Here is a 26,753-nt window from a genome sequence, read left to right on the forward strand (position 1 = left end):
TGATGCTGACGATGCTGATCTTCCTTCCGCTGGCCGGCGCGCTGGGTATCGCGCTGCTGCCGCGCGGGCGGGAGGGGGCCGTGCGCTGGGCCGGGCTGGGCGTGAGCCTCCTGGTGTTGCTGGCCGCGGCGAGGGTGTTCCAGGCGTTTGACGCGTCCTCCGGCGCGATGCAGATGGTGGAGCAGGCGCCGTGGGTGCCGGCGCTCGGGATCAGCTACCGCGTGGGAGTGGACGGGATCTCGCTGCTGCTGGTCGGCCTGACCGCCGTGATCTTCCCGATCGCGCTGCTCAGCTCGTGGGCGGCGATTGCCGATCGTGTCAAGGCATTCACGATGGCGATCCTGGGTCTGGAGACCGCGGTGCTCGGCACTTTCCTGAGTCTCGACCTCATCCTCTTCTACGTATTCTGGGAAGCGGTCCTCATCCCCATGGCGTTCCTCATCGCGCTCTGGGGCGGGCCCAACCGCCGCTACGCCGCGATCAAGTTCTTCCTGTACACGATGGCGGCCAGCGTGCTGATGTTGATCGCGATTATCGCGACGCACGTGCTGGGAGCCGTGCTCCTGTGGGAGCGCACTTTCGACATAGAGCGCCTGGCCACGATGGTGCTGCCCGTCCGCACGCAGGGATGGCTGTTTGCCGCTTTCGCCCTGGCCTTCGCCGTGAAGGTGCCGATCTGGCCGCTGCACACCTGGCTTCCAGACGCGCACACCGAGGCGCCGACCGCGGGCAGCGTGATCCTGGCCGCTATTCTATTGAAGATGGGAACCTACGGGTTCATGCGGTTTGGGCCGGCGCTGTTCCCCGATGCCCTGGTGGCGTCGGCGCCCCTGCTGGCCGCTCTGGCGATAGTCGGGATCCTCTACGGCGCCGCGGTCTCGTGGGCGCAGACCGACCTGAAGCGCCTGATCGCGTTCAGCAGCGTCAGCCACCTGGGGTTCGTGATGCTGGGGATTGCGGCGATGAACGAGCAGGGATTCCAGGGCGCGCTCATCCAGATGGTCAACCACGGCGTCAGCACCGGCGCACTGTTCCTCATCGTGGGCGTGCTATACGACCGGACGCACTCGCGCGAGATCGCCGACTACGGCGGCGTGGCCGCGCGCATGCCCAGGTTTGCCGCGATCTTTACGATCGTGTTGCTCTCCTCGGCTGCGCTGCCCGGGACCAACGGCTTCGTGGGCGAGTTCCTGATACTGCTCGGCGCCTTCCGAACCTCGACCTGGTGGGCCGCGCTGGGTGTAGGTGGGGTGATCCTGTCCGCGGTCTACCTGCTGTGGGCCTACCAGCAGGTGATGCACGGGCCGCTGGTGGCGAAGCATCCCGAGCGGCTCGTGGAGCTCACCCGGCGGGAGGTGCTGGTGTTTGTGCCGCTGATCGCCCTCATCTTCGCCATCGGCGTCTATCCCAAGCCGCTGCTGGACCGGTCGGAGGCCGCGGTTCAGGCAGCGCTTGAGCGGCTCAACCGTGTCGTGAGGGTGCAGCGATGATTTCCCCTCCGGTTGTGGACCTGACCCTCATCCTGCCCGAGATGATCGTGCTGGGCGTCGCGCTCCTGGTGCTGATGGCGGATCTGTGGCTGGCGCCGGAGCGCCGAGGATACCTGGTGGCGGCAAGCCTGGTAGGTGTGCTCGCCGCGGCCTGGGTCGCGGCCGGGGCAGCAGATGGGGTCTCGTTTGCCGGGATGTACGTGCGCGATGCCCTCACGCGCGTCGGCCAGGTCGTGGCGCTGGCGGCGACCGGGCTCGGCGTGCTCGTCGCCCCTGAGTACCTCCGGCGGTACAACCTGAACCGCGGAGAGTACTACGTGCTGGTCCTGACCGCAGGCGCCGGCGCGATGCTGATGGCGGCCAGCCGCGATCTGCTGATGCTGTTCCTGGCGTTGGAGACGCTCTCCATCCCGCTCTACGTGCTGGCGGCCTGGGCGCGCGGCAACGCCCGGTCCCAGGAAGCCGGCATGAAGTACTTCCTGCTCGGCGCGTTTGCCAGTGCGTTCTTCCTGTACGGAATCGCGCTGCTCTACGGCGAGACCGGCACGACCCGTCTCCCCGACCTCGCCTCCGCGCTTGCGCAGCAGCCCGCGGGCATCTCTGCCGCGGCCGGTGTGGGGCTGCTGACCATAGGCCTGGGGTTCAAGGCCGCGCTGGTGCCGTTCCACGCCTGGGCGCCCGACGTATACGAGGGCGCGCCGCTTCCCGCGGTTGCGTTCATGTCGGTCATCGCCAAGATCGGCGCGTTCGTAGCGCTGCTGCGGGTGTTTCCGCTGGCGCTGGGCGCACTGGCCGACCAGTGGACCTTGGTGCTCGGAGTGCTGGCCGCGCTGACCATGATCGTCGGCAATCTGGCCGCGCTGGCGCAGTCCAGCTACAAGCGGATGCTGGCGTACTCGAGCATCGCCCACGCCGGCTACCTGCTGGTGGGCGTGGCGACCGCGACGCCGGCCGCGGCGTCGGCGGTGATGACCTACCTGGCGATCTACGCGGCGATGGGCACCGGCGCCTTTGCGGTGGCCGTGGCGCTGGAGCGCGGCGGGGGAGAGGCCGACCGGATCGAGGACTACGCGGGATTGGCAGGCCGCGCGCCTCTGCTGGCCGCGGCCGGGGCGCTGTTTCTGATCTCGCTGGCAGGGCTTCCGCCGACAGGCGGCTTCGTGGCAAAGCTGGGCATCTTCGCCGCGGCGGTCGAGACCGGCAGTGTGGCGGGCCTGGCGCTGGCTTTGATCGGGGTGCTGACCAGCGTCGTCTCGGTGTACTACTACATGCGCGTGGCCTACGTGATGTACGCTGGCGAGGTCGACCCCCCCAGCGGTGTGCGCCTGCACGCAAGCCCGTTGGTGAACGTTGTGCTGCTCATCACCGCCGCCGCCGTTGTCTATGCTGGCGTTCTGCCGGGGGCGGTTACCTCATTTGCGCAACAGGTGGGCGCGCTGCTCTCCAGGCTCTAGGCTGCCCGCTTCGCCCTGGCACCGCCCCGCACCAACACCCACGCTCCCCAGGCGATCAACAGCACGGCCGGGATCTGTCCCAGGGTAAGGAATCCCACAGCCCTCACATCGCTGCGCAGCGCATCCAGGAAGAGCCGGCCGATCGAAGTAACCACCACAATCGTCCAGAACACCTGCCCTTCGAACCGCCGGTTCAAGGCGATCTTCCGGACGGCCAGCAAGATGACCGCGGCGAAGATCATCTCGTAGATCTGAAGTGGATGCCGCGGCAGGTCGGGCGCTGTGGGGAACCGCACGCCCCAGGGAAGGGTCGTGGGATCGCCGTAGAGCTCGCCGTTGGCGAAGTTGCCGAACCGCACCAGGATGTTACCGATCGGGATCGCCCAGCCGAAGGTGTCGGCCAGGGACCATACCGAGATGCCGTGGCGACGCGCCGCCCAGGCGAGGTAGAGCAGGCCCGCGACGATCGCGCCGTGCGAGGTCAGCCCTCCGTGGTCCAGGCGGATGATCTCCACGAGGTTGCGGAATCCCGCCGGATGGGAGAGCACATACCCCAGGCGTGCGCCGGCCAGGGCCACGATGACGAAGGTCACGATTGTTTGATCCAGGACCGGGGCGGAGACTCCGAACCGCGGTCCAACGCGGTAGGCAACGAAAATGCTGACGGCAATCGTGGCGGCCAGCATCACGCCGTACCACCGGATCGCCAGGGGGCCGATCTGAATGAGCACCGGGTCCATGGGCGGTGTCAGTGTAGCATCGAGTCCTGGAGCGCTCAAGGCGCCGGGACCATGCAGGGTTTCGGCAGCCTGAGGAGGAACCCGCGAAGCGCGGAGGGATGGGATGCTGGACGTGCTGCCGGATGTGCTGCCGTTGGGCGATCCCAGGCTCAGGCTCGTCTCCGCCCGCGTCGGTGACCTGACCGACCCATCGTTCGCACTGGACGCCCGGCGCCTGGTGGAGACGCTTGAGGCATTCCGCGCGCGGCACGGGTTCGGGCGGGGGATAGCGGCGCCTCAAATCGGCGTTGCCCGGCGCTTCATCGCCCTGAACCTGGGGCAGGGGCCGTTCGTCATCGCAAACCCCGAGATCACCTGGGCCAGCGCGCAGACCTTTACCATGTGGGACGACTGCATGTGCTTTCCCTACCTCCTGGTCCGGGTGCGGCGTCATCTGTCCATCTCGGTCCGCTACACCGATGAGCAGGGGCAGGAACGCGAATGGGTCCGGCTCGACCAGCCCACCTCGGAGCTGCTGCAGCACGAGATTGACCACCTGAACGGCGTTCTAGCCATTGACCTGGCCATAGATCGCGACTCGATCATCAGCCGTGCGGCGTTCGAGGCCTCCCCGGACCTGTTTCGCGCGCAGGTAGACTACGCCATAGGGGGCTAGGACATGGGGATCCTGGCGCGTGCCCGCAAGGCGGTGATTTTGGTACTGGCAGTCTTGTTGGTCGGTTGGCCGTCTTCTCTGCCGGCGGTCGGCCAGATCGTCCTAGAGGACGTGGTTGCCCGCGGGTTCGAGGTCGCTGTTTCGATCACGCCGGTTGACCTGAGTCTGGAGATGGTGGGAGGCGATCTGCGTTTCCTGAGCCGGGGCACACTGCGCGGGACCGCCCGGGTCGCCCTGGAGATCACGGCTGAACAGCCGGTCTCTCGGGTCAGGATGGACCTGTCGTCTGTGCTGACCGTGCGTTCGGTACAGGCCGAGGGCGCCAGGGTTGCCTTCACACGGACGGGTTCACAACTGCTTCTAACCTTTGACCCGGCGCTGTCTCCCAAGGCGCGCCAGACCGTGACCATCGAGTACGACGGACAGCCTCTCTTTCTTTACAACGAGTTTGTGCTGCTGCACACCAACGCCCTGTACCCGGTTCTGGTCAGCCCGTTCGGCGATTACTCCACCAACATGGGCCGGGTGAGCGTCCAGGTCACCGCTCCGACGGGTTTTGCGGCCGTGTCCACGGGCCGGCAGGTCTCCGCAGAGGGGAACGTGGTGCGGTGGGACTCCGAGGTCGAGGTGCCGTGGGTCGCGCTGGCCGGAGGCAGGCGGCACCGGCGGGTGGACCGGACCGCCGGCGGCGTGCGGATGCAGATCTACGTGATCCCGGGCGAGGAGCGCAACCTCGACAAGCTGGCCGGCTTCACCGGGCAGGCCGTGGAGTTCTTCGGCCGGCTGCTGTACCCGTTTCCGTATGCCGAGCTGAAGGTGGTCTCGCTGATCGTGGTCGGCGGGGGCATAGGGTACCCTGCGCTGCTGCTGATTGACGACCGTGCTTTCAGCGGCACGATGCCCGGCGCGCTCAACCGTGACTCGTGGCTCTTCCTCCTGATGGCACACGAGGCCGCCCACTCCTACGTGCCCAGCCGGACCGTGCCCAAGGGGGTGGGGTTCGTCTGGCTGTCGGAGGGGTTCGCCGAGTACCTGGCTCTTATGGCCGTAGAGGCCGTGATGGGGCCGGAGGCGTTTGCCCGTGAGCTGCAGGAGGAGAGGGACGACTACGCCGTGATCGCCGGCAAGCCAGAGGACAGGTCAATCGCATCGTTCACGTTCGCCAACTACGGGCCGCGCGCTTCGCGCCGCGTGATCTACTCCAAGGGGAGCCTGGTGCTCCACATGCTGCGGTTCGTGATAGGGGACTATGCGTTCCGGCGCTCGCTGGCGGCCTTCTTCCAGCGGACCCGAGGGCGGGCGGCGCGCGTGGACGAGTTCCGGGAGGTGGCGGAGGAGATCTCCGGAGCGAAGCTCGAATGGTTCTTCGACCAGTGGATTTCCCAGGTCGTACTGCCCGACTACGTTGTGGCCTCTGCCTCCACGACCCGGACGGATGAGGGTGAGTTCCGAACCACCGCGACGATCCGCAACACGGGCACCGGCACGATGCCTGTGGAGGTGGCGTTTGGCACCGGTGAAGGCCGGGTGGTGCGCCGCGTCGAGGTGCCCGGGGGCGGCGAGATCGCGGTGGCGGTTACGACCCCGGCTACGATCAAGGAGGTCGAGGTTGATCCAGGTAAATGGCTGATCCAGTCGAACTATAAGAACGACAGGTTCGAAATCCGATAACAGCGGCCCCGGTTCACCCCGGGCCGAGAGGAGTAAGAGATGACCGATCGCAAGAAGGTTACGCTGCCGTCGCTGATGAGGAAGATGGCCGACGGCGTCCCGATCACGATGATCACCTGCTACGACTACGCCATGGCCGACCTGGTCGAAAAGGCCGGTGTGGACATCGTCCTGGTGGGAGACAGCCTGGGGATGACCATGCTCGGCTACGCCGGTACCCTGCCCGTGACGATGGACGACATGATGCGGCACACTCAGGGAGTACGGCGCGGCACGCCAAACAGCTGGCTGATCGGCGACATGCCGTACATGTCCTACCAGCCGTCCGTGGAGAGCGCGATCCGCAACGCGGGCCGGTTCATGGCCGAGACCGGGTGCGACGCCGTGAAGCTGGAAGGCGGAGCTGAGATGGCCGACCGGATGGCGGGCATCACCAGGGCAGGCATCCCTGTCATGGGGCACCTGGGGCTCACACCCCAGAGCGTGTCGGCGCTTGGCGGCTTCAGGGTACAGGGCAAAGACGCGGCGCACGCCAGGAAGATCGTTGACGACGCCAGGGCGCTCGAGGAGACCGGGGCCTTCAGCATCCTGCTGGAGATGGTGCCCGACCGGGTGTGCGCGCTGATCACCGAGCGGTCGAGCATCCCCATCATCAGTCTCGGCTCCGGGCTGGCGGCCCACGGCCAGCTCCTGATCTTCCACGACATGTTCGGCCTGTACCCACGCTTCAAGCCCAGGATGGCCAAGGTATACGGCAACGCCGGGGAGGTCATCCTGAATGGCCTCAAGCAGTACGTGACCGAGGTGACAGGCCGCCAGTTCCCGCAGCCGGAACACGGGTTTGGAATTGACGACGAGCAGATGGCTGAATTGAAGCGAAGCCTGGGAGAATGACGAGAGGTGGCGGTGCGCCATGACCGAGGAACTCCGGAGCAGGCTCGGCATCTCAGAAGCCAACCTAGACGCCATAAACGCGCTGCTGCTCGATCCCGGAAACCGGGTCGTGAACGCCCTGCTCGAAGTGATGCGTCCCTATGGGACTCCTGAGGAGATCAACCGCAAAGCTGAGTCGGCCCGCGCTCTGCCCGCTCTGATGGCGCGGCTGGAGGCGGTGCGGTCACCGTACCTGGACGACCTGCGCTGGCTGACCGAGCAGCGCGATCGTGGCGCTTTCATAGGCGTCGCGGATTACCGCCGCCGGATTCTGGGCCCGAACGCGGACAAGAGGGTCTTCGCCGAGAAGTTTGCCGTCACGCTGGAGATCAGCGCGCTGCAGTACTTCCCTTGGCTGATCACTGAGGCCAGGCAGGCCATCGCCGGCGGCGAGTTGATGCCGGCGCGGTTTATCCGCGTGCGCAGGATGAAGGAGTCGGAGGCCGACGACGGCGACATGCTTGCCGTGGCCGCGGCTATGCAGATCATAGGTGCCAGCTACGTGGAAACGCTCGATACCAAGGGCACGGACGGCTCCAACGTGCACCTGGGCGGGCCGGAGACCATCACCGGCTACTTCGGGGGCATCGGCCAGCCCAACGCCCACGCCCTCAAATGGGTGGACGAGTTTCTGTACTACTACACCAACTACGGCACCTCCCAGGTGCTCAACATCAACCCGGGTACGGTGCTGCTGGGGTACCTGCTGTACAAGCTGGGGGTGAACATCGAGTTCAAGATCTCGGTGTTTATGGGCAACGACAACCCCTACGCGGTCCTCTGGACGCTGATCGGCGCCAAGCTGTTTTCGCGTCCCGACGGCACCAGCCCCCTGATCGGCTTCAACTTCAGCAACTCGGTGAACAACCAGACGATCGAGCTGTGCGCCGACATGCGCCGCGCGCTGGACTTCGAGACCGTGGTGCGGTTCGAGCACCACATCACCGAGACATGGAAGAGCATCGTGCGCCAGCCCTACAACCGGAGGGGAGAGCTGATCGAGATCGCCGGGCGCGTCGCCAACATCTCCGCCAAGCACGAGGGCGGCGATCCAGAGGTGGAACAGACCCGCGAGCACCCTTCGGATGTTCTGGATTACTTCCGGGAGAAGGCCGAGGTGGAATCGAGCGGTCAAATGGCGCTTCTGGAGCGCAACTACCTGGACAAGCACGCCGCGCTCAACGAGACGGCGCGGGCGCTGACCGAGCAAGGGCTGGCGTTCGTGGCGGCCCGCAACCTCCACCGGGGGAATACTCCGGAGGTGGGCCGTAGGTAGCCGATCCCGTTGACTTCTCGATCACTTTCGCTTACTATCAATCACGATCAATCAATATGGATCTCCCCGCTGAGCGGCGTCAGCACATCCTCCAGTTGCTGGAGGCCCATGGGAGTCTGCGCACCTCGGACCTGCAGCAGACCATAGGTGTGTCCGTCGCCACCATAAGGCGGGATCTCAACGATCTTGCCGAGCAGGACCTCATAGAACGAACCCACGGCGGCGCCCTCCCCAGGGCGCTGGGCACAGCGGTCGAGCCGCCCTTCTCGGTGAAGTCCGCCCTGATGCGCGAGGAGAAGGAGCGGATCGCCAAGGGCGCGGCGCGATTGGTTTCCCCCGGCTCAACCATCATTCTCGACTCCGGCTCCACCGCTCTGGCGCTCGCCCGCCAGCTCGCGGGCCGGCGCATCACCGTGATCGCGCTCGACCTGCCCGCGGCACAGGCCGCCGCCGCCGGGCAGACAGAGGTCCTGCTGGTCGGCGGGCGCGTGCGCAATGGGTTGTACAGTCTGGTTGGCCCGTGGGCCGAAGACACCATGCGGGGACTCCACGGGGATCTCTTCTTCCTGGGCGCGGATGCCGTGGACGACGACGAGGTCACCAACAGCGCCGTGGACGAGGCGGCGGTGAAGCGACTGGCCATCCGCGCGGCGAGGGAAGTGATCCTGCTGGCGGACCACAGCAAGTTCGGGCGCAAGGCGCTGGCCCAAGTGTGCCGGCTCGACGAGTTGAGTGCCGTGGTGACGGACAGGGGTATCGGTCCCCGCGAGGCTGTTCTCCGTGAGCGAGTCAGGAAGGTGGTGATCGTCTAGCCATGGAGCGTTTCGCCGATCTGTTTGGGACCCACAAGCCCGTAATCGCGATGGTGCATTTCCAGGCGCTCCCCGGCACCCCGCTGTACGATGATGTGGGAGGGATGAGCGCGCTGATCGACCAGGCCCGGCAGGATCTGGCCGCCCTCCAATCGGCGGGTGTGGACGCGGTGATGTTCGGGAACGAGAACGACCGGCCCTATGAACTGCGCGTGGATGTCGCCTCAACCGCGGCCATGGCCTATGCAATCGGACGGCTCCGCGATGAGATCAGGGTGCCGTTCGGCGTGGACGTGCTGTGGGATCCCATCAGCACCCTGGCCCTATCCGTGGCCACCGGCGCGCGGTTCGCCAGGGAGATCTTCACCGGCGTTTACGGCTCGGACATGGGCATCTGGGAAGGCCGAGCCGCAGAGGCCCTGCGCTACGGGCGCCGGCTTGGGCGAAGCGACCTGTTCCTGCTCTACAATATCTCCGCGGAATTTGCCTCGCCCCTGGACAGCCGGACGGTGGCCGAGCGGGCGCGCAGCGCGGTCTTCTCCAGCGTAGCGGACGCGATTCTCGTTTCCGGGCCGATCACAGGCGAGGCGACTCCCCTGGAAGACCTGCGCGAGGTCAAGCGCGTGCTGCCGGCCACGCCGGTGCTGGCCAACACCGGCGTTCGCCACGATAACGTCGCCGATGTCCTGGCGGTGGCCGACGGCTGCGTGGTAGGGACCGCGCTCAAGGTGAACGGCGACACGTGGAGCCCGGTGGATCCCGAACGGGCCAGGCAGTTCATGGAACTGGCGCGCGGGGTGCGCGCCCTCTCCTGAGATGATGACTCTGGGCGTGGACGTCGGCACGACCGCGTGCAAGGCGGTCCTGCTGGATGAGCACGCCCGGATCGTGGCGGAGGCCGAGCATCCCCACGATCTCGTCAACCTCCATCCCGGGTGGGCGGAGGAAGACCCCGAGGACTGGTGGCGGGGTTTGGTTGCTACGACACGGCAGGTCCTTGCCGACCAGGACCCCTCCGGCGTGCGCGCCGTTGGGATCTCTGGTATGGTGCCTGCGCTGCTTCTGCTCGACGGGGACGGGAATCCAATCCGGCGCTCCATCCAGCAGAACGACGCGCGCGCGGTGGACGAGATCCGCTTCTGCAAAGAGCGTCTTCCCGAGGACGATCTGTTCAAGCGTACCGGCGCCACGTGGAACCAACAGGTGATTCCGCCCAAGCTCCAGTGGATCAGGCGGCACGAGCCCGAGGCCTGGCGGAAGACCCACCGCATCTGCGGTTGCTACGAGCACCTGACGCAACGGCTGTCGGGAGCGATCTACACCGAAGCCAACTGGGCGCTGGAATCGGGCATGTGGGATGCGCTGGAGGAGACCTGGTTCGCGCCGGTGCTCGATCTTGTTGACCTGCCGCCCGGGCCTCTCGCGCCCGTCCGGCGCGCGCACGAGATCGTCGGAGAGGTTACCGGCCGCGCGGCGCAGGAGACCGGCCTGCTGGCAGGAACCCCGGTCGTGGCCGGCAGCGCCGACCACATCGCGGCGGCGCTGGCCGCAGGCCTGGCCGCCGAGGGCGAGGCGGTTCTGAAGTTCGGCGGCGCAGGGGACTTCCTCTACGCGGTGGACGGATTCCGACCCCTGCGCGAGATGTTCATAGACTACCACGACCTGCCGGGCCTCTTCGTTATCAACGGCTGCATGGCAACCTCGGGGAGCCTGGTGAAGTGGTTCAGGGACAGGTTCAACGCCGGTGCCACCTACGCCGACCTCGACCTGGCCGCGTCGAGGATCCCGCCGGGGAGCGACGGCCTCGTGCTGTTGCCCTACTTCCTTGGCGAAAAGACACCCCTGCACGATCCCGAGGCGCGCGGCACGGTGCTGGGGCTGACGCTGTCTCACACTCCTGCCCATATCTATCGTGCAATTCTAGAGGGCGTGGCCTTCGCGTTCCGTCATCACGTGGAGGTGCTTGAGGCCGCGGGCCACCCGGTCGCGCGGTTCTACGTCATGGACGGCGGCGCGCGCAGCGCGCTTTGGCGCCAGATAACCGCATCGGTCCTGGGGAGGGAGGTGTGTCACCTGGAGGGCGGCCACGCGGGCAGTGCGTACGGCGTGGCCTTCGTGGCGGGTGTGGCCGCGGGTCTGTGGCCGTGGCAGCGGGTCAGGGATCAGGTCAGGATCGCCGGGATAACCCAGCCGGACGCTGCCGGCGTGCCCGTTTACGCGCAGACCTACGGAATCTACCGAGAGACCTATCGCAGGTTGAAGGACCTCTACCCGAAGCTGAGGAGGGAGCACGTTGTTGGGGCTTGAGGCACTCGTGACAGGAGCCGCGTCGGGCATAGGCCGGGCGATTGCCCTCCGGCTCGCCCGCGAGGGGGCGCGCGTATGGGTGACGGACGTAGACGCGGAGGGCGCCGGGCGCGTAGGGGCGGAGATTACCGCATCCGGTGGCGATGCGACAGTCAGTGTCCTTGATGTCACAAGCCGGTCCGACCTGGAGCGCATCGCGGAGGAGGTCTACGCCACTGCCGGCCGGCTCGACCTGCTGATAGTCAACGCGGGAGTCTCGACCATGAACCACTTCCTGGATCTGACCGAAGAGGAGTGGGACCTCAACTTCGGCGTCAACGTCAGGGGCGCGTTCCTAACCATGCAGACCTTCGCAAGGCGGATGGTGGGACAGGGGCCGATTCCGGGCAGGGAACTGCGCGGCAAGATCGTGCTCACGGCATCCATGGCCGCGCGGCGCGCTGCGCCATTGTTGGCGCACTACTCGGCCTCCAAGTTCGCCGCCCTGGGTCTGATGCAGGCCGCGGCCCGGGAACTGGCGCCCCACCGTATCACCGTGAACGCGGTCAACCCCGGCTACGTCAGAACCGCGATGCAGGATCGCGAGGTGGCCTGGGAAGCGCGGCTGCGGGGTACCGCCCCCGACGAGGTGGTCCGCGACTACCTGAAGGACACGCCCCTGGGGCGGCTGGAAACCCCTGAGGACGTGGCCGGAGTCGTGGCATTCCTGTGTGGGCCCGACGCCGATTTCATTACCGGAGAAGCCATCGAGGTGAACGGGGGCGCATGGATCGCCTGAAAGCGGGCGCGCGCCCGGACTGCACGTCGCACGCGAACAAAACAAACGCACGCGATGGGAGGTGCAAGGGATGACGGTATGGAGAGCAACATGGCTCATCCTGGTGGTTTTCCTCGTGGTTGCGCTGCTGCCGCTGTCGAGCAGCGTGGCACAGCCGAGGTCAACCCTGAACCTCGTCTCGATGTCGGACCGCTTCTCAGGCGCGCTCACACGGCTCGCGCCGGAGTTCGAACGGGAGACGGGCATCAAGGTGAACGTCACGATCCAGAGCTACGGCGAGCTGTACTCCCGGGCCATCGCGGATTTCGTGGGCCGCACCGGGGGAGCCGACCTCTATACGGTGGACATCGTCTGGACCGGGGAGTGGGGGGAGAACGGCTACCTGGTGGACCTTACCCCCATGATCCAGCGCGACCGCGCCGCGATCGCCTACGATGATATCTTCCCGGCGGTGTGGAAGCTGGGCGGCTGGCAGGGCAAGCAGTACGCCTTTCCCCTCGCCGCCTACGCGGGCGTGCTCGCCTACAACAAGAAGGTCCTCACCGACATGGGCATCAAGCCGCCGCGGAGCGTGCCCGAGTTCGCCACGGCCATCCAGAAGCTCACCGGCGACGGGCGCTATGGCATCGTCATGAACGGCGCCCGGGGGGCTCCGTGTGCGCAGGACTGGATGTACCATATGTTGATACATGGCGGAAGCATTCTGGACAAGGACGGAATGCCCGCCCTCAACACCCCTGCCAACGTGCGCGCCCTCACATTCTTTGCAGACATGTTCAAGTACGCGCCTCCGGGAGCCACCAGCTACGCCTGGGGCGACCGCGAGCTGGCTTTCCGCAGCGGGGTTGCCATGATGCAGATCGCCTGGTCCACCGGCGTCCGCGCCCATCGCGATCCCGCGATGTCCAGGGTGGCCACGATCAGCGACATCACCACCCTGCCCCAAGCCGCGGGCGCTCCCACGCGCTACCCGCTGGGCGGATGGAGCATCGGCATCAACCGCGACTCCCCCAACAAGCCGGCGGCCTGGGAGTTTATCAAGTGGATCACCTCGCAGCGTGTGCGGCGGGAGTTCGTGCGCCTGGGCGGTGAACCCATCCGCCGCAGCGAGGTGTCGGACCCCACGCTCCTGGCCGAGTTCCCGTGGTTTGCGATGGTGGGCAAGTCCTTCGAGAACGCCGACGGCGACTTCCGTCCGCGCATCCGGCAGTACCCTCGAATCCAGGATATCCTAGGCCTCGAGGTGAACCTGGTCATCACCGGCCAGAAGTCCCCGAAGGCAGCTCTGGACGCCGCTCAGGCCGCGGCGATGCCGCTGTTTGGCCGGTAAGAACAAGGTGGGCGAGTACACCGGAGCACCCGCGGATCGCTCGGCAGCAGCGGCCGCGCGCCCGGTGGCGAAGTGGCTGAAGCGGCTGGGGCTGCTCCCCTGGGCAGCCCCAGCCCTCCTGTTCATGCTGTGCTTTGCCTTCTACCCTCTGGGCTACTCTCTGTACATCTCCTTCTTCAACTACAGCCTGACGGATCCGACCCAGGCCCAGACGTTCACCGGGCTCGCCAACTACCTGAAGGCGTTCGCGGATCCGGCCTTCCGCGTCGCCGCCTTGAACTCGGTGTTGTTCGTGATCCTGGCCGTGGGCGCCCAGACGGTGCTCGGCCTGGCCATCGCCGTGCTGCTGAACCGCGACCGGCCCGGCACCCCGCTGGTCCGCACGTTCCTGCTGGCGCCGCTGACCCTCACGCCCATCGTCGTTGCGCTGGTCTGGAGAGCGCTGTACAACGCCGACTACGGGGTTGTCTCCTACTACCTCAAGGCGCTTGGTGTTAACATCGGGCGCGGTCCGATAGGCGAACCGTCCACTGCGCTTGTGGCTTTGGTCATCGTGGACGTCTGGCAGTGGACCCCGCTGGTGGCCCTCATGCTTCTAGCCGGGCTGCGCAGCCAGAGTGCCGATCTCTTTGAGGCGGCCCAGATCGACGGGGCCTCGGGGTGGCAGCAGTTCTGGTGCGTGGCCCTGCCCCTGCTGCGCCCGATCCTCATTGTGGCCCTGCTGATTCGGACCATGGACGTCTTCAAGCTCTTCGACTCGGTTTATATCGTCACGGGCGGAGGGCCCGGCTACGCCACCGAGGTGATGAACCACTACATATTCAAGACCGGCCTGACGTTTTTCGACATGGGGTACGCGGCGGCGATGTCCAACCTACTGCTGGTGCTCATCGGTCTGTTTACCGCCGTCTACTTCCGCGCCATCGGGCAACTGGGGGTTACCCAGTGACGATGCGGCGACACCAACGGGCGGCGGACGTGATCACGTACACGCTGCTTGCCCTGATCATGGGGTTCTTCCTGTTCCCGATCGTGTGGCTGCTGTTGACCTCGCTCAAGCCCGCACGGGATGCGTTCACGATCCCACCCGTGTGGATCTTCCGTCCGATCCTGGACAACTTCCGCGCTGTGTTCAGCATGGTGCCCGTCGCAGCGTACTTGAAGAACAGCCTGACGATCGCACTGGGGACAACGGCGCTGTCACTGGTGCTCGGCGTGCCCGCCGGCTACGGGCTCGCCCGCACCGCATCGCGCGCCGCCGGGAACTCCGCGCTCCTGATGCTGGCGATCCGCATGGCGCCGCCGGTGGCGCTGTTGATCCCGTTCTACTTGGTCATGCGGGACATGCGCCTGCTGGGGACGTACCTGGCGGTGATTCTGCTGCAGAGCGTCTTCAACACCACGTTCGTGACCTGGATGATGCGCGGCTACTTCCTGTCGCTACCGGCCGACCTGGAGCTGGCGGCGATGACCGACGGCTGCACCAGGTTCGGCGCGTTCTGGCGCGTGGCGCTGCCACTTGCCGTACCGGGGTTAGCTACCGCGGCGATTTTCACTTTCACCTTCTCCTGGAACGACTTCCTCCTTCCGATGCTACTGTCGGGGCGCACCACGCGGACGCTGACCCTGGGAATACTGGAGACGATGAGCACCTACGAGATCGGCTGGAACAACATGGCCGCCATCGGGATGATTACCATATTGCCCGTGCTGTTGCTGGGATATATCCTGCAGCCGTACTATGTCCGAGGGCTTACCCTGGGCGCGGTCCGCGAGTAGGAGGGATCCGACATGACCTTTGACCTGATTATCCGCCGCGCCCAGTTGCGCCAACGCGGCGGCCTGACCGACATCGGCATCACGGGCGGCAGGATCGCGGCCGTTGAGACGCGCCTTCCCTCCGAGGGGGCAGCGGAGATTGACGCCGCGGGCCGCCTGGTGACCGAGCCGTTCGTGGACTGCCACTTCCACATAGACAAGTCTTTCTTCGGCGAGGCCGTGGGACGGTACGACTACCCCCTCAAACCGCTGAGCGGGCCGGGCGAGCTGTTCGAGGGCGAGGTCAGGTCGGGCATGCAGGAGTACGAGCTGCTCCACAGCAACGTGGTGCCCATCGAGCACACATGGGCCTTCAAGCGGCAGTACACGCCCACCGAGGTCGCCGAGAGGGTCGGCCGCGCGCTCGAGCTCGCCCTCGCCCACGGGACGCTGGCAATGCGCATGTTCGTGGATGTGGACTCGTTCGCAGGCCTGCGCGCGCTGGAAGGCGTACTGCTGGCGCGGGAACGGTTTGGGCGCACCATGACGCTCCAGGTGTGCGCCTTTCCCCAGGAGGGCCTGCTGACCAATCCGGCGGCGTTCGACCTGATGCGACAGGCGATGGATATGGGTGCCGATGTGGTCGGCGGTATCCCCTTCATCGAGCTGGACGACGAGGGAGCCCGGCGTCACATTGACTACTGCTTTGACTTGGCGAAACGCTACGACCGCGACGTGCACATGCTGTGCGACGACGCGCCGAACCCCAACTTCCGTACGCTGGAGATGCTGGCCGCGAAGACGATCCGCGAGGAGTACCACGGCCGGGTTTCCTCGGGCCACAACGGCGCCCTGCGCGTATACCCGGACGCGCACGCCGCCAGGGTCATCAACCTGGTCAGGCAGGCCCGTATCAACATCGTCGCGAACCCGAACGTCAACGCACTCGGGACCCTCACGAGAGTGAACGAGCTGATGGCCGCCGGCGTAAACGTCTGCTCAGGGCAGGACGACCTGGACAACTTCTACTATCCTTTGGGCCGCGCGGATCTGCTGGACTCCATGAACTTCATGGTCCACCTGGCGCACCTGGCCACCCCCCAGGGATTTGAGGTCGCCTTCGACATCGTCACGCGGAACGGTGCGAGAACCCTGGGGATGTCCGGGTACGGGCTCGAGGTCGGCGCCGAGGCCAACCTGCTCATCTTTGACGGCAGTAACCTGCACGATGTTCTCCAGATGCAGGCCGATCGCAACTACGTGATCGCCCGCGGCCGAATCGTCGCGAGCACCACACGGCAGCGACACATTGAGTTGATCCGAGAGTGAACGCCGGGTCCATACCGCGCCAGCGGTCCTTCGCCCTCCTGACATGGATGGAGGTCAGGGACATGCCCGACAAGGCCGACGCGGTGCTCATCCAACCGATCGGTTCGACCGAGCAGCACGGGCCGCACCTCCCGTTGCTTGTGGACTCGACTATCGGGTCCGCGGTGCTCACCGGGGCCTTGGAACGCCTGGACCATTCGGTGCCGGCGCTCGTGCTGCCCCCTCTGTACTACGGGAAGTCCAACGAGCACCTCGACTTCGCCGGAACGATATCCCTGGAAGCCGGTACGTTGCTGGACGTGCTTATGGATACGGCCGCAAGCATACACCGCGCGGGATTCCGCCGGCTCGCCCTGCTCAACGCGCACGGCGGCAACAGGCAGATCGTCGAGATTGCCGCGCGGGACATCCACGTGCGGCATCCGGAGATGTGGGTCTTCCCGTTCTTCATCTGGGGAACGCCCGCCCGCAGCGGGCTCGATCTCCACGCCGGCGACGATGAGACGAGCCTGATGCTGGCCATCATGCCCGAGGCCGTGCGCACTGACGCCGCGGTCACGGAGCATCCCCCAGCCGCGTTGATGGAGGGATTTCCAGACGGCGGGATTCCATTTGCCTGGTCATCGCGCGACCTGACTGCCAGCGGCGTGGTGGGAGACGCCAGGGCCGCAAGCGCGGCGAAAGGCCGGCAGATCCTCGAATCCCTGGCCGCGCGGTTGGCCCAGGAGATCCGGGCGATTCACGCCTTCAGGCCGGGATAGCGTCCTCCTACGGCAGGGGCCGGCCACCCCGTTCGACGAATCCAGAAAGGCGTCCATCATTCCCGCGATGGCCGGAGGCGGCCGGGATGGTCATCCCGAGCGAGGCGCGGCGGCGCGTCGAGAAGCTGCGCAAAGAGATAGCCGAGCATAACTATCGGTACCACGTCCTCGATGCCCCGACGATCTCGGACGCGGCGTATGATCGGCTGGTCCGCGAGCTCCGCGATCTAGAAGAACGCTACCCGGATCTCATCACGCCGGACTCACCCACGCAGCGCGTGGGCGCGCCGCCGTCCGATGCGTTTGCCGCGGTCCGGCACCGGGCGCCGATGCTCAGTCTGGCCAACGCCTTTGAGGAGGCGGAGCTGGACGCCTGGGATAGGCGGGTCCGGACCGCCTTAGGCGAGGTTTCGGTCCACTATGTCTGCGAACTCAAGATTGACGGGGCCGCAGTTTCGCTTGTCTACCAGGACGGGCGGCTCGTCACCGGAGCGACCCGGGGTGACGGAGAGCAGGGAGAGGACGTTACCCCCAACCTGCGTACCATTCCCAGCATCCCCCTGCGCCTGCGCACCACCAAGCCGCCCGCATTGATAGAGGTGCGCGGCGAGGTCTATCTCCCGCGCGCGGCCTTCGAGGCGGCCAACGCCCAGCGCGAGGCCGGTGGCGAGCAGCGCTTCGCCAACCCGCGCAACGCCGCGGCCGGCTCGCTCCGGCAGCTCGACCCCCAGATTACCGCCGGCCGTCCGCTCCAGATCTTCGCATACGGCGTGGGGTTCACCGACGGGTTGGAACTGCGCACGCACTGGGAGACCCTCCGGTGGCTGCGCGAGGCGGGCTTCCGCACCGACCCCCACGCGAAGAGGTGCAGCACGCTCGATGAGGTCAAGGAGTACCTGAGGACCTGGACGGAGCGCCGGGCTACGCTGGATCACGGGACCGACGGCGTGGTGGTCAAGGTGGACGATCTGGCACAGCAGGCCGAGCTTGGGGCGACCACGGCGGCCCCGCGCTGGGCCTTGGCCTACAAGTTCCCGGCGGAGCAGGCAATCACGCGGCTGCTCGACATCACGATAAACGTGGGCCGTACCGGCGCCCTAACACCGGCCGCGGTGCTGGAGCCGGTGCGCGTCTCCGGCGTCACGGTCAGCAGCGCCACGCTGCACAACGAGGACGAGATCGCACGCAAGGACATACGCATAGGCGACTGGGTGATCGTGCAGCGCGCTGGCGAGGTGATCCCGGAGGTGGTGGCGCCGCTGCCCGAGCGGCGGAGTGGAGAGGAGCGTCCGTTTACGATGCCGGGGCGCTGCCCTGTTTGCCAGACCCCGGTTGAGCGTCGCGATGGCGAAGCAGTGGCACGCTGCTCAAACCCATCGTGCCCGGCGCAGGTCTTGGAGCGGTTGTACCATTTTGGGTCGCGCGACGCGATGAACATCGAGGGCGTGGGCGGTAGTCTGCTGGCCCAGATGCTGGAGGCCGGCCTGATCCGCGATCCCGCCGACCTCTACCACCTGACGAAGGAGCAGCTCCTCTCGCTGGACCGCATGGCCGATCGGTCGGCCCAGAACGTGCTGGACGCGATCGCCCGCAGCCGCGAGACCACCCTCGCCCGCTTCCTGTTCGCCCTGGGCATACGGCACGTCGGATCTCACGTTGCCGATGTGCTGGCCGCCCACTTTCCCACACCAGAGGCCCTGATGGACGCCTCGGTTGAGGAGGTGCGCGAGGTTCCCGGAATTGGCCCAACGATAGCCGCCAGCGTCGTTGACTTCTTCGAACAGCCCGCCACCCGCCGTCTTGCCCTGCGGCTGCTCGCGGCCGGGGTCAGGCCCGCCTCCGGCGCGGCGCGGGTCCAGGTGCGCGGCGGGCCGCTGGGCGGTGCGCAGATTGTCTTCACCGGCACGCTGGACCGGTGGACGCGCGGCGAAGCAGAGGCCCTGGCGCGGGCCGCCGGGGGGGTGGTGACCGACGGCGTGACGAAGAAGACCGCGTACCTGGTGGTCGGAGCATCGCCCGGCTCCAAGATCGAGCAGGCACGGCGCCTGGGCGTGAAGGTGCTGACCGAGGGCGAGTTCGCCCGGCTGATAGGTGAAGCATGAACGGCGAGCGCAGCACGAGCGGTGGTGAAGCATGAGGCGGATCTTGATCTGGATCGTGGTTCTGGCGGTTGCGGCGGCGCTCCTGTGGTGGACGCAGCTTCGGCCACAGGAGACACGCGTCACCGTCTTCTTCGTGGGGGCGGCCGACGGTGCAGGTACGGTGGTCCCGGTCCAACGCACGGTGCAAGGCCGCAGGGCAGAGGCGTTGCTCCGCGGAGCGTTTGATGCGCTGCTGGCCGGCCCGACGGCGCAGGAACGTGCAAAGGGGTTGACGACCGAGATCCCTGCCGGGACGCGGCTTCGGGGCCTTTCCGTCCGTGAAGGCGTTGTCACGGTTGATCTTTCGGAGGCCGTTGGTTCAGGTGGCGGATCATCCAGCATGCAGGGGCGGCTCTGGCAGATCGTCTACACGGGCACGGTACTTCCGGCCGCGCGGCAGGTGCGGCTGATCATCGAGGGTGAGGAACGCCAAACCCTGGGTGGGGAAGGCCTGATTATAGACCGTCCCATCACCAGGCCGCCGACCTATCCAAGGTTCTAAGGCCTTTCGCCGGCGGACCCGCGGGCAGGAGTGCGCTTCAGGGCCGCAGAAGAGTCGTCTGCCTATATCCTTCAACAACGGAGCTGCCGGGTGCCTCGCGAGGTCTTCGCCGAAGAGATAGAGACCTTCCTGGAACGGCTCGATGCCGTTGCCGCCACGCGCGTCGTGGCCAACGAGGCGGGCGAGATAGAGCGGATCTATGTGACCACCGAATCCGCCCGCGACGACGGGGCGATTCGCCGCGCCATAACCTCGGCGTTGATGAGCCAGTTCAACCTGCCGGTGGACGGGTGGCGAATTCAGATCGCCCACTTCGAGCTTACGCCTGAGTTGGAGAACCTCCCCGAATGCCGCCTGGTGCGCCTCGAAGAGACGATAACGGAGACGCTCACGCGGGCCCAGGTCGAGCTGCGCTACGAGCGCGACGGCGTGTCCAAGACCCTGATCGGTGCCGCCCAGGCGCCGCCCGGCCAGGCACACCGCCTGCGCACGGTTGCGGCGGCCGCGATCGAGGCGCTACGCCCACTGGCCCAGAGGTCAGGCAGCAAGCCCTCGCTGGAGGGCCTGACCCTTATGCCATTCGCCGGCGCGACGGTCGCCCTGGCCGCGATCAGCATGGCCTCGGAGCGTGCCAGTTTGCTCCATGTGGGCGCCGCGGTGGTGTCCACGAGCGAGACCGAGGCGGTGGTGGGCGCAGTACTCGATGCCGTCCGCAAGCCGGTCCGGCCTGTGGAAAGGGCAGGAGGGGTCCGGCCGGACCGCAGGTATCAGATCGAGGGGCTGCGGCAGCACTACGAGCGGCTGATCCGCCGGGACGGGGAGCCGGCGGGAGTGACCGAGCCGGCGCATGACCACGACCAGAAACTGGCCGACATTCGTCCGGAACGTGAGGGAGGTGCTGCGATCGTGACGCATGATGAGATCCGCGGTGATGCCCAGTCCGCAGCCAAGTCGGCGCCGCGCGCCTCGGTGGAGGACGCTTTCTACCGCCGGCTGGTAGCCACCGGTGCTCCGGTTCACATCCGGTGTCGCGACGGATACGAGATACCCACCGGAGTGGTCAAGGAGTTCGGGACGTACAGCCTTCTCGTTGAGGTCAACGGGGTTCAGGAGCTGGTCTTCAAGCACGGGATCATCGCCATCCGGCCCTACGGCCCGCTGCCGCCTGAATCCGGGACGCCTTCGTAGCAGTTCGTGCCGTCCGACCGCCTGGAGGAGTTGCGTCGCCGCCGTGAGCGGCTCCTGGCCATGGGGGGGCCGGAGCGCGTGCGGCGCCAGCACGAGGCAGGCAAGCTCACCGCGCGTGAGCGGCTCGACCTCTTGCTGGATCCCGGATCGTTCGTAGAGCTGGACCCATTTGTCGTGGCCCGCAGCCGTGACTTCGGGCTGGACCGCGTGGAAACCCCGGCCGACGGCGTTGTTACCGGTCACGGCGCCATTGACGGCCGGCCGGTGCACGTCTTCTCGCAGGACTTCACCGTGCTGGGTGGCTCGCTGGGCGAGGGACACGCCGCGAAGATCTGCAAGGTCATGGACCTGGCTATCCGGACCGGCACGCCGGTCATCGGGCTCAACGATTCCGGCGGCGCGCGTATCCAGGAGGGCGTGGTCAGTCTCGGCGGGTACGCCGACATCTTCCTGCGCAACACCCTGGCCAGCGGCGTGATACCGCAGATCTCGGCGATCATGGGTCCGTGCGCCGGGGGCGCTGTGTACTCGCCGGCAATCACCGACTTCACCGTAATGGTTCGGGGCACCTCGTACATGTTCGTAACCGGCCCCCAGGTGGTAAGAACGGTCACACGTGAAGAGGTCTCGTTCGAGGAGCTGGGCGGCGCAGACGTGCACGCGGGCCGGAGCGGCATCGCCCACTTCGTCGCCGAGGATGACGAGGAGTGTCTGCTCCTCCTGCGGCGCCTGATGAGCTACCTTCCCTCCAACAACCTGGACGACCCGCCCCGGCGGAGTCCTACCGACGACCCCTCCCGCGCTGATCCGGCGCTAGACGATTTGGTACCCGAGGACCCATCCCGGCCCTACGACATGCACGTGGCGATCCAACGCATCGTGGACGATGGGGAGTTCCTGGAGGTCCACGCCGCGTTCGCGCGCAACCTCATCGTGGGCTTCTCCCGGCTGCACGGCTGGCCCGTGGGCGTGGTGGCCCAACAGCCCGCGGTCATGGCCGGCGCGCTCGACATAGACGCCTCGGTCAAGGGCGCGCGGTTCGTGCGGTTCTGCGACGCCTTCAACATCCCCCTGCTCACCTTCGTGGACGTGCCGGGCTTCCTGCCGGGCACGGCCCAGGAGCACGGCGGCATCATCAGGCACGGCGCCAAGTTGCTGTACGCCTACTGCGAGGCCACGGTGCCCAAGCTCACGGTGATCACGCGCAAGGCATACGGCGGGGCCTACGACGTCATGTCCAGCACCCACATCCGGGGCGACCTCAACCTGGCTTGGCCGACGGCCGAGATCGCGGTGATGGGTCCAGAAGGCGCCATTGACATCGTGTTCAGGAAGGAACTGGCCGAAGCCGCCGACCCTGAGGCGCGCCGGCGCGAGCTCGTCGCCGACTACCGCGCGCGCTTCGCAACACCCTACGTGGCGGCCGGCCGCGGGTACGTTGACGACGTGATCGAGCCGCGAGAGACGCGCCGCCGTCTGATCGTCTCGCTCGAGCTGCTGCGACGCAAGCGCGCCACAAACCCCAGGCGCAAGCACGGCAACATGCCCCTATAGGCCGGAGGAATCCCAGAACCGCAGGCGGAATCCCCCCATAGAGTCCCTGTTGGAGTCCCTGGAACCGCCGACGCCACATGAAGCTGCATCCTGTTCAGGCGGGTGATGCCCGCTTCCGCGAATGGCTGAGCCGATACCGGGAGGAGATAACCGGTGAGGCGCCTACCGACGTGTGGTTGAACAAGTACCTCAAGGCGCTGTTTTCCTCTGTGAACAAGCGCCGTCACGTCTGGTGGGCGGTTGACGGCGGCCGCAAGGTCGGGTTTGTCGTTGTCGCGACGGGCAAACAGTGGGCCGACCGCTTGCGCACCCAGGCCCAGATCGGCGAGTTCTTCATCTATCCGCAGTACCGCCGCGAAGGACTGGGCCGGCGCCTGGCCGAGACCGTCATCGAGTGGCTGAAGTCCGAAGGCGTGGACGAGATCCAGTCAGGGGTGATCGCCGGCAACCTCAGGGGCCTTCGGTTCTGGGAGGCCATGGGGTTTCAGATCGCGCGTTACTCCCTCGCGTACCGCCCGGACCGGCCTCGCGAGCCCGACGAGGACGACTGACCGCCCAGATGCCACTGCCCCGCCGCCTGCTGGTCGCCAACCGCGGTGAGATAGCCGTGCGCATTGTGCGCGCCTGCCGCGACCTTGGGGTCGAACCGGTGGCCGTCTATGCGCCCGTGGACGCGGGCGCCCCCCACGTCCGCCTGGCCGACGATGCCCTGCCGTTGCCTGGCGACTCGCCGGCCGAGGGTTACCTGAACGGCCCAAAGATGGTGGAACTCGCGCGGGGGTGCGGCGCCACCGCCATCCACCCCGGGTACGGGTTCCTCTCCGAGAACCCGTCCTTCGCCGCGGCGTGCGAGGCGGCAGGCATCGCGTTTGTCGGCCCGCCTGCCTCGGTGTTGCAGATGTGCGGGGACAAGGCCGCGACCCGGGCGGCCGCGACATCGGCGGGAGTCCCGGTGCTACCGGGATCAGGATCGGTGAGCGACGCCGAGGCCCCGAGCGTGGCCGAGGCAGTTGGCTTTCCGCTGCTGATCAAGGCTGCCGGCGGCGGCGGTGGCAAGGGTATTCACCTTGTGCGCTCGCCGGACGCGCTGCCCAGCGCCCTGCGGCTGGCCAGGGGTGAGGCGCAGACCGCCTTCGGGGATCCTCGGGTCTATCTCGAGAGATGGGTGGAGCGGCCGCGGCACGTCGAGGTGCAGATCCTGGCGGACTCCGCCGGAGGCGTGATCCATCTGGGCGAGCGCGCCTGCTCGGTGCAGCGCCGCCACCAGAAACTGATCGAAGAGGCTCCGGCCCCGGGCCTCTCTCCCGATCTGCGCGACGCGCTGCTGGAGTCGGCGGTCCGCGTGGCGCGCGCGTTGGGCTACCGCAACGCCGGTACCGTGGAGTTCCTCCTGGACGGTGAGGCGTTCTTTTTCATCGAGGTCAACGCCCGCCTTCAGGTGGAACATCCGGTGACCGAGATGGTCACGGGAGTGGACATCGTGGCCGCCCAGCTTGCCATAGCCGGAGGAGAGCCCATTCCGTTCGCGCAGGAAGAGGTGCGCCACGCCGGGTGGGCCATCGAGTGCCGCATCAGCGCCGAGGACCCTCACGGCGGATTTCTACCCTCGCTGGGGCGGATTGACGGCGTGATCGAACCCCAGGGCCCGGGCATCCGTGTGGACAGCGGGTTCCGGGCCGGGTGCACGGTGTCCCGGCACTACGATCCCCTGCTGTCGAAGGTAGTGGTCTGGGGCCGCGATCGCGCCGAGGCGATCGCCCGGATGCGGCGCGCGCTCGCCGAGTACGCCATCTCGGGCGTGGACACGACGATCCCGTTTCATCGGTGGGCGCTGGAGCAGCCGACCTTCCTGGGGGGGGCCTACGACGTGCGGTTCGCCGAGGAGTGGGACGGCGCCACCCCCTCGCAGGAAGCAGAGCGTCTGGCCGCGGCAGCAGCGGATGCCTGGTTGCGGCGGAAGGCAGCGGCATCCGTGCTTGTATCTGACGGCCCCGCCGCCGGCCCCGCGTCCAGGTGGATTGCCGCGGCGAGGGAAGAGGGCCTCCGGTGACGTTCGAGATCAGGGTGCGGGGGCAGCGGCAGGCAGTGGAAGCCGGGGATGAGATCCTTCTGGAGCCGCTGGCAGGCACCGAATGCTGGAGGCTCATCGTCGGAGGACGGGCCGCGCCCGTGCGCGTAGTGGAGCAGGAGGGACGGCTTTTTGTCACGATCGGCGCCGACCGGGTCGAGGTGGGCGTTCGTCGGTCACTTCCAGTATCTTCACGCCGCGCATCGGCGCAGAACGGCGCGGACCGCGTCGAGGTGCGCACGCCCATGCCCGGGCTTGTTGTCAGCGTTCCGGTGGCAATCGGCGATCCGGTGCGGGCCGGAGGCGCGGTTGCCGTCGTGGAGGCGATGAAGATGCAGATGGAGGTGGCATCTCCGACGGCCGGAAGCATCGAGGAGATACGCGTGCGGCCGGGCCAGGAGGTGGCCGGGGGGCAGGTGCTGGTCCTGGTCCGGGTACCGGCATCCGGGGCAGGCGAGGAGGCGCTCCCATGAACGATGGGAAGCCGCGCCCCGACTCCAGCGCCGAGCTGGGCGAGCCCGGCGCCTTCCCATACACCCGCGGCATCCACCCGACGATGTACCGAAGCCGGCTCTGGACGATGCGCCAGTACGCGGGCTACGGCACCGCGGAGCAGACCAACCGCCGTTTCCGGTACCTGCTGGATCAGGGACAGACCGGTTTGTCGGTCGCCTTCGATCTGCCCACGCAGATGGGCTATGACTCGGACCACACGCTGGCGCTCCCGGAGATCGGCCGGGTTGGCGTAGCCGTTGACTCGCTCGCCGACATGGAGGCCCTGTTCCAGGAGATCCCGCTGGACCGCGTCTCTACCTCGATGACGATCAACGCCACGGCGACGATCCTGCTGGCGATGTACGTGTCGGTGGCCGAGCGGCAGGGAGTGCCCTCCGGCAGCGTGGACGGCACCACCCAGAACGACATCCTCAAGGAGTACATCGCGCGGGGAACCTACATCTTTCCACCCGCGCCGTCGCTGCGCCTGGTGACCGACTCCATGGCTTTCTGCGCGCGGCACCTGCCACGCTGGAACCCGATCAGCATCAGCGGCTATCACATTCGCGAGGCCGGTGCCACCGCGGTGCAGGAGGTGGCGTTCACGCTGGCCAACGGCCTGACCTACCTGCAGGCGGCGGTAGACGCCGGCCTGGGTGTGGACCAGGTCGCGCCCTCATTCTCGTTCTTCTTCGCGGCCCAGATGGCGCTGCTGGAAGAGGTGGCGAAGTTCAGGGCGGCGCGGCGGCTGTGGGCGCGTCTGGTACGCGACCGCTTCCAGCCGCAGAACCCGCGCTCGATGATGCTGCGGTTTCACACCCAGACCGCCGGCGCGGCGCTGACCGCGCAGCAGCCCGACAACAACGTGGTGCGGGTCGCGATCCAGGCCCTGGCAGCGGTGCTGGGGGGCACCCAGTCGCTGCACACCAACTCGCGCGACGAGGCGCTGGCGCTGCCCAGCGAGGAGTCGGTCCTGCTGGCCCTACGCACACAGCAGATCATTGCGCACGAGAGCGGGGTCGCCTCCACCGTGGATCCGCTCGGCGGCTCATTCGCCGTGGAGCACCTGACCGATGAGATCGAGGAACAGGCCCTAGCGCAGATCTCGCAGATCGAGGCCACCGGCGGGGTGCTGCGCGCGATACAGAATGGGCTGATTCAGCGCGAGATCGCGGAGAGCGCCTACCGGGAGGCTCAGGCGATCGAGCGTGGGGACAAGATCGTCGTGGGCGTGAACCGGTACCAGTCCGAGAGTCCGGTCAAAAAGGAACTCCAGCGCCTGGATCCGGAGACCGCGGCGCGCCAGCTCGCGCGCCTGAACGAGGTGCGCGCGGGGCGCGACGGCACCGCTGCCGCCCTTGCGCTGGAGCGCCTGCGCGACGAAGCACGCGGCTCCGGGAACCTGATGCAGCCCATCCTGGAGGCGGTGCGGGCGTACGCCACCGTCGGCGAGATCTGCGACGTCCTGCGGGCGGTGTTCGGGACCTACCGGCCGCCGGTAGTGGTGTGAG

The 26,753-nt window shown here is 67.1% G+C and carries 24 protein-coding genes; 23 read left to right on the plus strand and 1 reads right to left on the minus strand.

The genetic code is table 11. From position 1 onward, the window contains the following. Positions 1 to 2 precede the first annotated feature (2 nt). Both RDU83_11120 and RDU83_11125 read left to right on the plus strand, forming a co-directional pair. The gene (locus RDU83_11120) at positions 3 to 1,490 is read left to right on the plus strand and encodes an NADH-quinone oxidoreductase subunit M (protein ID MDQ7841560.1); all 1,488 of its coding nucleotides are present in this window, start codon (positions 3 to 5) and stop codon (positions 1,488 to 1,490) included. Next, positions 1,487 to 2,944 carry an NADH-quinone oxidoreductase subunit N gene (locus RDU83_11125; protein MDQ7841561.1) on the plus strand — a complete coding sequence of 486 codons (1,458 nt, stop codon included), beginning with the start codon at positions 1,487 to 1,489 and terminating at the stop codon, positions 2,942 to 2,944. The genes RDU83_11120 and RDU83_11125 overlap by 4 nt, the downstream gene beginning before the upstream one ends. Here the strand turns inward: RDU83_11125 and lgt are convergent. Further along, positions 2,941 to 3,684, minus strand: coding sequence for a prolipoprotein diacylglyceryl transferase (lgt, locus tag RDU83_11130; protein MDQ7841562.1), 744 nt, complete (start codon positions 3,682 to 3,684; stop codon positions 2,941 to 2,943). The two genes, RDU83_11125 and lgt, sit on opposite strands and share 4 nt — an antisense overlap. A gap of 103 nt (positions 3,685 to 3,787) precedes the next feature. On the opposite strand from lgt, the gene RDU83_11135 reads away from it, so the two are divergent. The 21 genes from RDU83_11135 (at position 3,788) to RDU83_11235 (ending at position 26,752) form a co-directional block, all read left to right on the plus strand. Next, positions 3,788 to 4,339, plus strand: a complete 552-nt coding sequence (locus tag RDU83_11135) for a peptide deformylase (protein ID MDQ7841563.1) — start codon at positions 3,788 to 3,790, stop codon at positions 4,337 to 4,339. A gap of 3 nt (positions 4,340 to 4,342) precedes the next feature. Continuing rightward, positions 4,343 to 6,010, plus strand: a complete 1,668-nt coding sequence (locus RDU83_11140; protein ID MDQ7841564.1) for a M1 family aminopeptidase — start codon at positions 4,343 to 4,345, stop codon at positions 6,008 to 6,010. Positions 6,011 to 6,049: 39 nt separating this feature from the next. Next, positions 6,050 to 6,904, plus strand: coding sequence for a 3-methyl-2-oxobutanoate hydroxymethyltransferase (gene panB / locus RDU83_11145; protein MDQ7841565.1), 855 nt, complete (start codon positions 6,050 to 6,052; stop codon positions 6,902 to 6,904). 19 nt (positions 6,905 to 6,923) lie between these two features. Next, the gene (locus RDU83_11150; protein MDQ7841566.1) at positions 6,924 to 8,219 is read left to right on the plus strand and encodes a hypothetical protein; all 1,296 of its coding nucleotides are present in this window, start codon (positions 6,924 to 6,926) and stop codon (positions 8,217 to 8,219) included. Between the two features lie 56 nt (positions 8,220 to 8,275). Then, the gene (locus tag RDU83_11155) at positions 8,276 to 9,031 is read left to right on the plus strand and encodes a DeoR/GlpR family DNA-binding transcription regulator (protein MDQ7841567.1); all 756 of its coding nucleotides are present in this window, start codon (positions 8,276 to 8,278) and stop codon (positions 9,029 to 9,031) included. Between the two features lie 2 nt (positions 9,032 to 9,033). Further along, a complete protein-coding gene (locus tag RDU83_11160; protein MDQ7841568.1) occupies positions 9,034 to 9,846 on the plus strand; it encodes a BtpA/SgcQ family protein in 813 nt (270 codons plus the stop codon). A 4-nt stretch (positions 9,847 to 9,850) separates the two neighbouring features. Next, positions 9,851 to 11,338 (plus strand): FGGY family carbohydrate kinase, encoded by a 1,488-nt coding sequence (locus RDU83_11165; protein ID MDQ7841569.1) that lies wholly within the window; start codon positions 9,851 to 9,853, stop codon positions 11,336 to 11,338. Beyond that, positions 11,328 to 12,116, plus strand: coding sequence for an SDR family NAD(P)-dependent oxidoreductase (locus RDU83_11170; GenBank protein MDQ7841570.1), 789 nt, complete (start codon positions 11,328 to 11,330; stop codon positions 12,114 to 12,116). The genes RDU83_11165 and RDU83_11170 overlap by 11 nt, the downstream gene beginning before the upstream one ends. Positions 12,117 to 12,186: 70 nt before the next feature. Beyond that, positions 12,187 to 13,446, plus strand: a complete 1,260-nt coding sequence (locus RDU83_11175; GenBank protein MDQ7841571.1) for an extracellular solute-binding protein — start codon at positions 12,187 to 12,189, stop codon at positions 13,444 to 13,446. Next, complete coding sequence (locus tag RDU83_11180) at positions 13,436 to 14,395, plus strand: sugar ABC transporter permease (protein MDQ7841572.1); 960 nt, start codon at positions 13,436 to 13,438, stop codon at positions 14,393 to 14,395. Before RDU83_11175 ends, RDU83_11180 begins: the two co-directional genes overlap by 11 nt. A 2-nt stretch (positions 14,396 to 14,397) precedes the next feature. Beyond that, a complete protein-coding gene (locus RDU83_11185) occupies positions 14,398 to 15,225 on the plus strand; it encodes a carbohydrate ABC transporter permease (protein ID MDQ7841573.1) in 828 nt (275 codons plus the stop codon). Between the two features lie 12 nt (positions 15,226 to 15,237). Then, positions 15,238 to 16,533: an amidohydrolase family protein gene (locus RDU83_11190; protein ID MDQ7841574.1), complete on the plus strand. Its 1,296-nt coding sequence runs from the start codon at positions 15,238 to 15,240 to the stop codon at positions 16,531 to 16,533. Positions 16,534 to 16,580: 47 nt separating this feature from the next. Then, a complete protein-coding gene (locus tag RDU83_11195; GenBank protein MDQ7841575.1) occupies positions 16,581 to 17,294 on the plus strand; it encodes a creatininase family protein in 714 nt (237 codons plus the stop codon). 86 nt (positions 17,295 to 17,380) lie between these two features. After that, positions 17,381 to 19,396: an NAD-dependent DNA ligase LigA gene (gene ligA, locus RDU83_11200; GenBank protein MDQ7841576.1), complete on the plus strand. Its 2,016-nt coding sequence runs from the start codon at positions 17,381 to 17,383 to the stop codon at positions 19,394 to 19,396. Positions 19,397 to 19,427: 31 nt separating this feature from the next. Further along, the gene (locus tag RDU83_11205) at positions 19,428 to 19,937 is read left to right on the plus strand and encodes a GerMN domain-containing protein (GenBank protein ID MDQ7841577.1); all 510 of its coding nucleotides are present in this window, start codon (positions 19,428 to 19,430) and stop codon (positions 19,935 to 19,937) included. Between the two features lie 90 nt (positions 19,938 to 20,027). Further along, positions 20,028 to 21,125, plus strand: a complete 1,098-nt coding sequence (locus RDU83_11210; protein ID MDQ7841578.1) for a hypothetical protein — start codon at positions 20,028 to 20,030, stop codon at positions 21,123 to 21,125. Between the two features lie 60 nt (positions 21,126 to 21,185). After that, on the plus strand, positions 21,186 to 22,679 hold the full coding sequence (locus RDU83_11215; protein ID MDQ7841579.1) for a carboxyl transferase domain-containing protein: 1,494 nt from the start codon (positions 21,186 to 21,188) through the stop codon (positions 22,677 to 22,679). A gap of 77 nt (positions 22,680 to 22,756) precedes the next feature. Further along, positions 22,757 to 23,230 (plus strand): GNAT family N-acetyltransferase, encoded by a 474-nt coding sequence (locus RDU83_11220; GenBank protein MDQ7841580.1) that lies wholly within the window; start codon positions 22,757 to 22,759, stop codon positions 23,228 to 23,230. An 8-nt stretch (positions 23,231 to 23,238) separates the two neighbouring features. Continuing rightward, on the plus strand, positions 23,239 to 24,729 hold the full coding sequence (locus RDU83_11225; GenBank protein MDQ7841581.1) for a biotin carboxylase N-terminal domain-containing protein: 1,491 nt from the start codon (positions 23,239 to 23,241) through the stop codon (positions 24,727 to 24,729). Continuing rightward, positions 24,726 to 25,220: a biotin/lipoyl-containing protein gene (locus RDU83_11230; protein MDQ7841582.1), complete on the plus strand. Its 495-nt coding sequence runs from the start codon at positions 24,726 to 24,728 to the stop codon at positions 25,218 to 25,220. The genes RDU83_11225 and RDU83_11230 overlap by 4 nt, the downstream gene beginning before the upstream one ends. After that, entirely contained in the window at positions 25,217 to 26,752 is a 1,536-nt protein-coding gene (locus RDU83_11235; GenBank protein ID MDQ7841583.1) for a methylmalonyl-CoA mutase family protein, read from the plus strand. The genes RDU83_11230 and RDU83_11235 overlap by 4 nt, the downstream gene beginning before the upstream one ends. The last annotated feature ends 1 nt before the right edge of the window (position 26,753 follow it).

Source organism: bacterium, assembly GCA_031082185.1.
Classification (GTDB): Bacteria; Sysuimicrobiota; Sysuimicrobiia; order Sysuimicrobiales; family Humicultoraceae; genus VGFA01.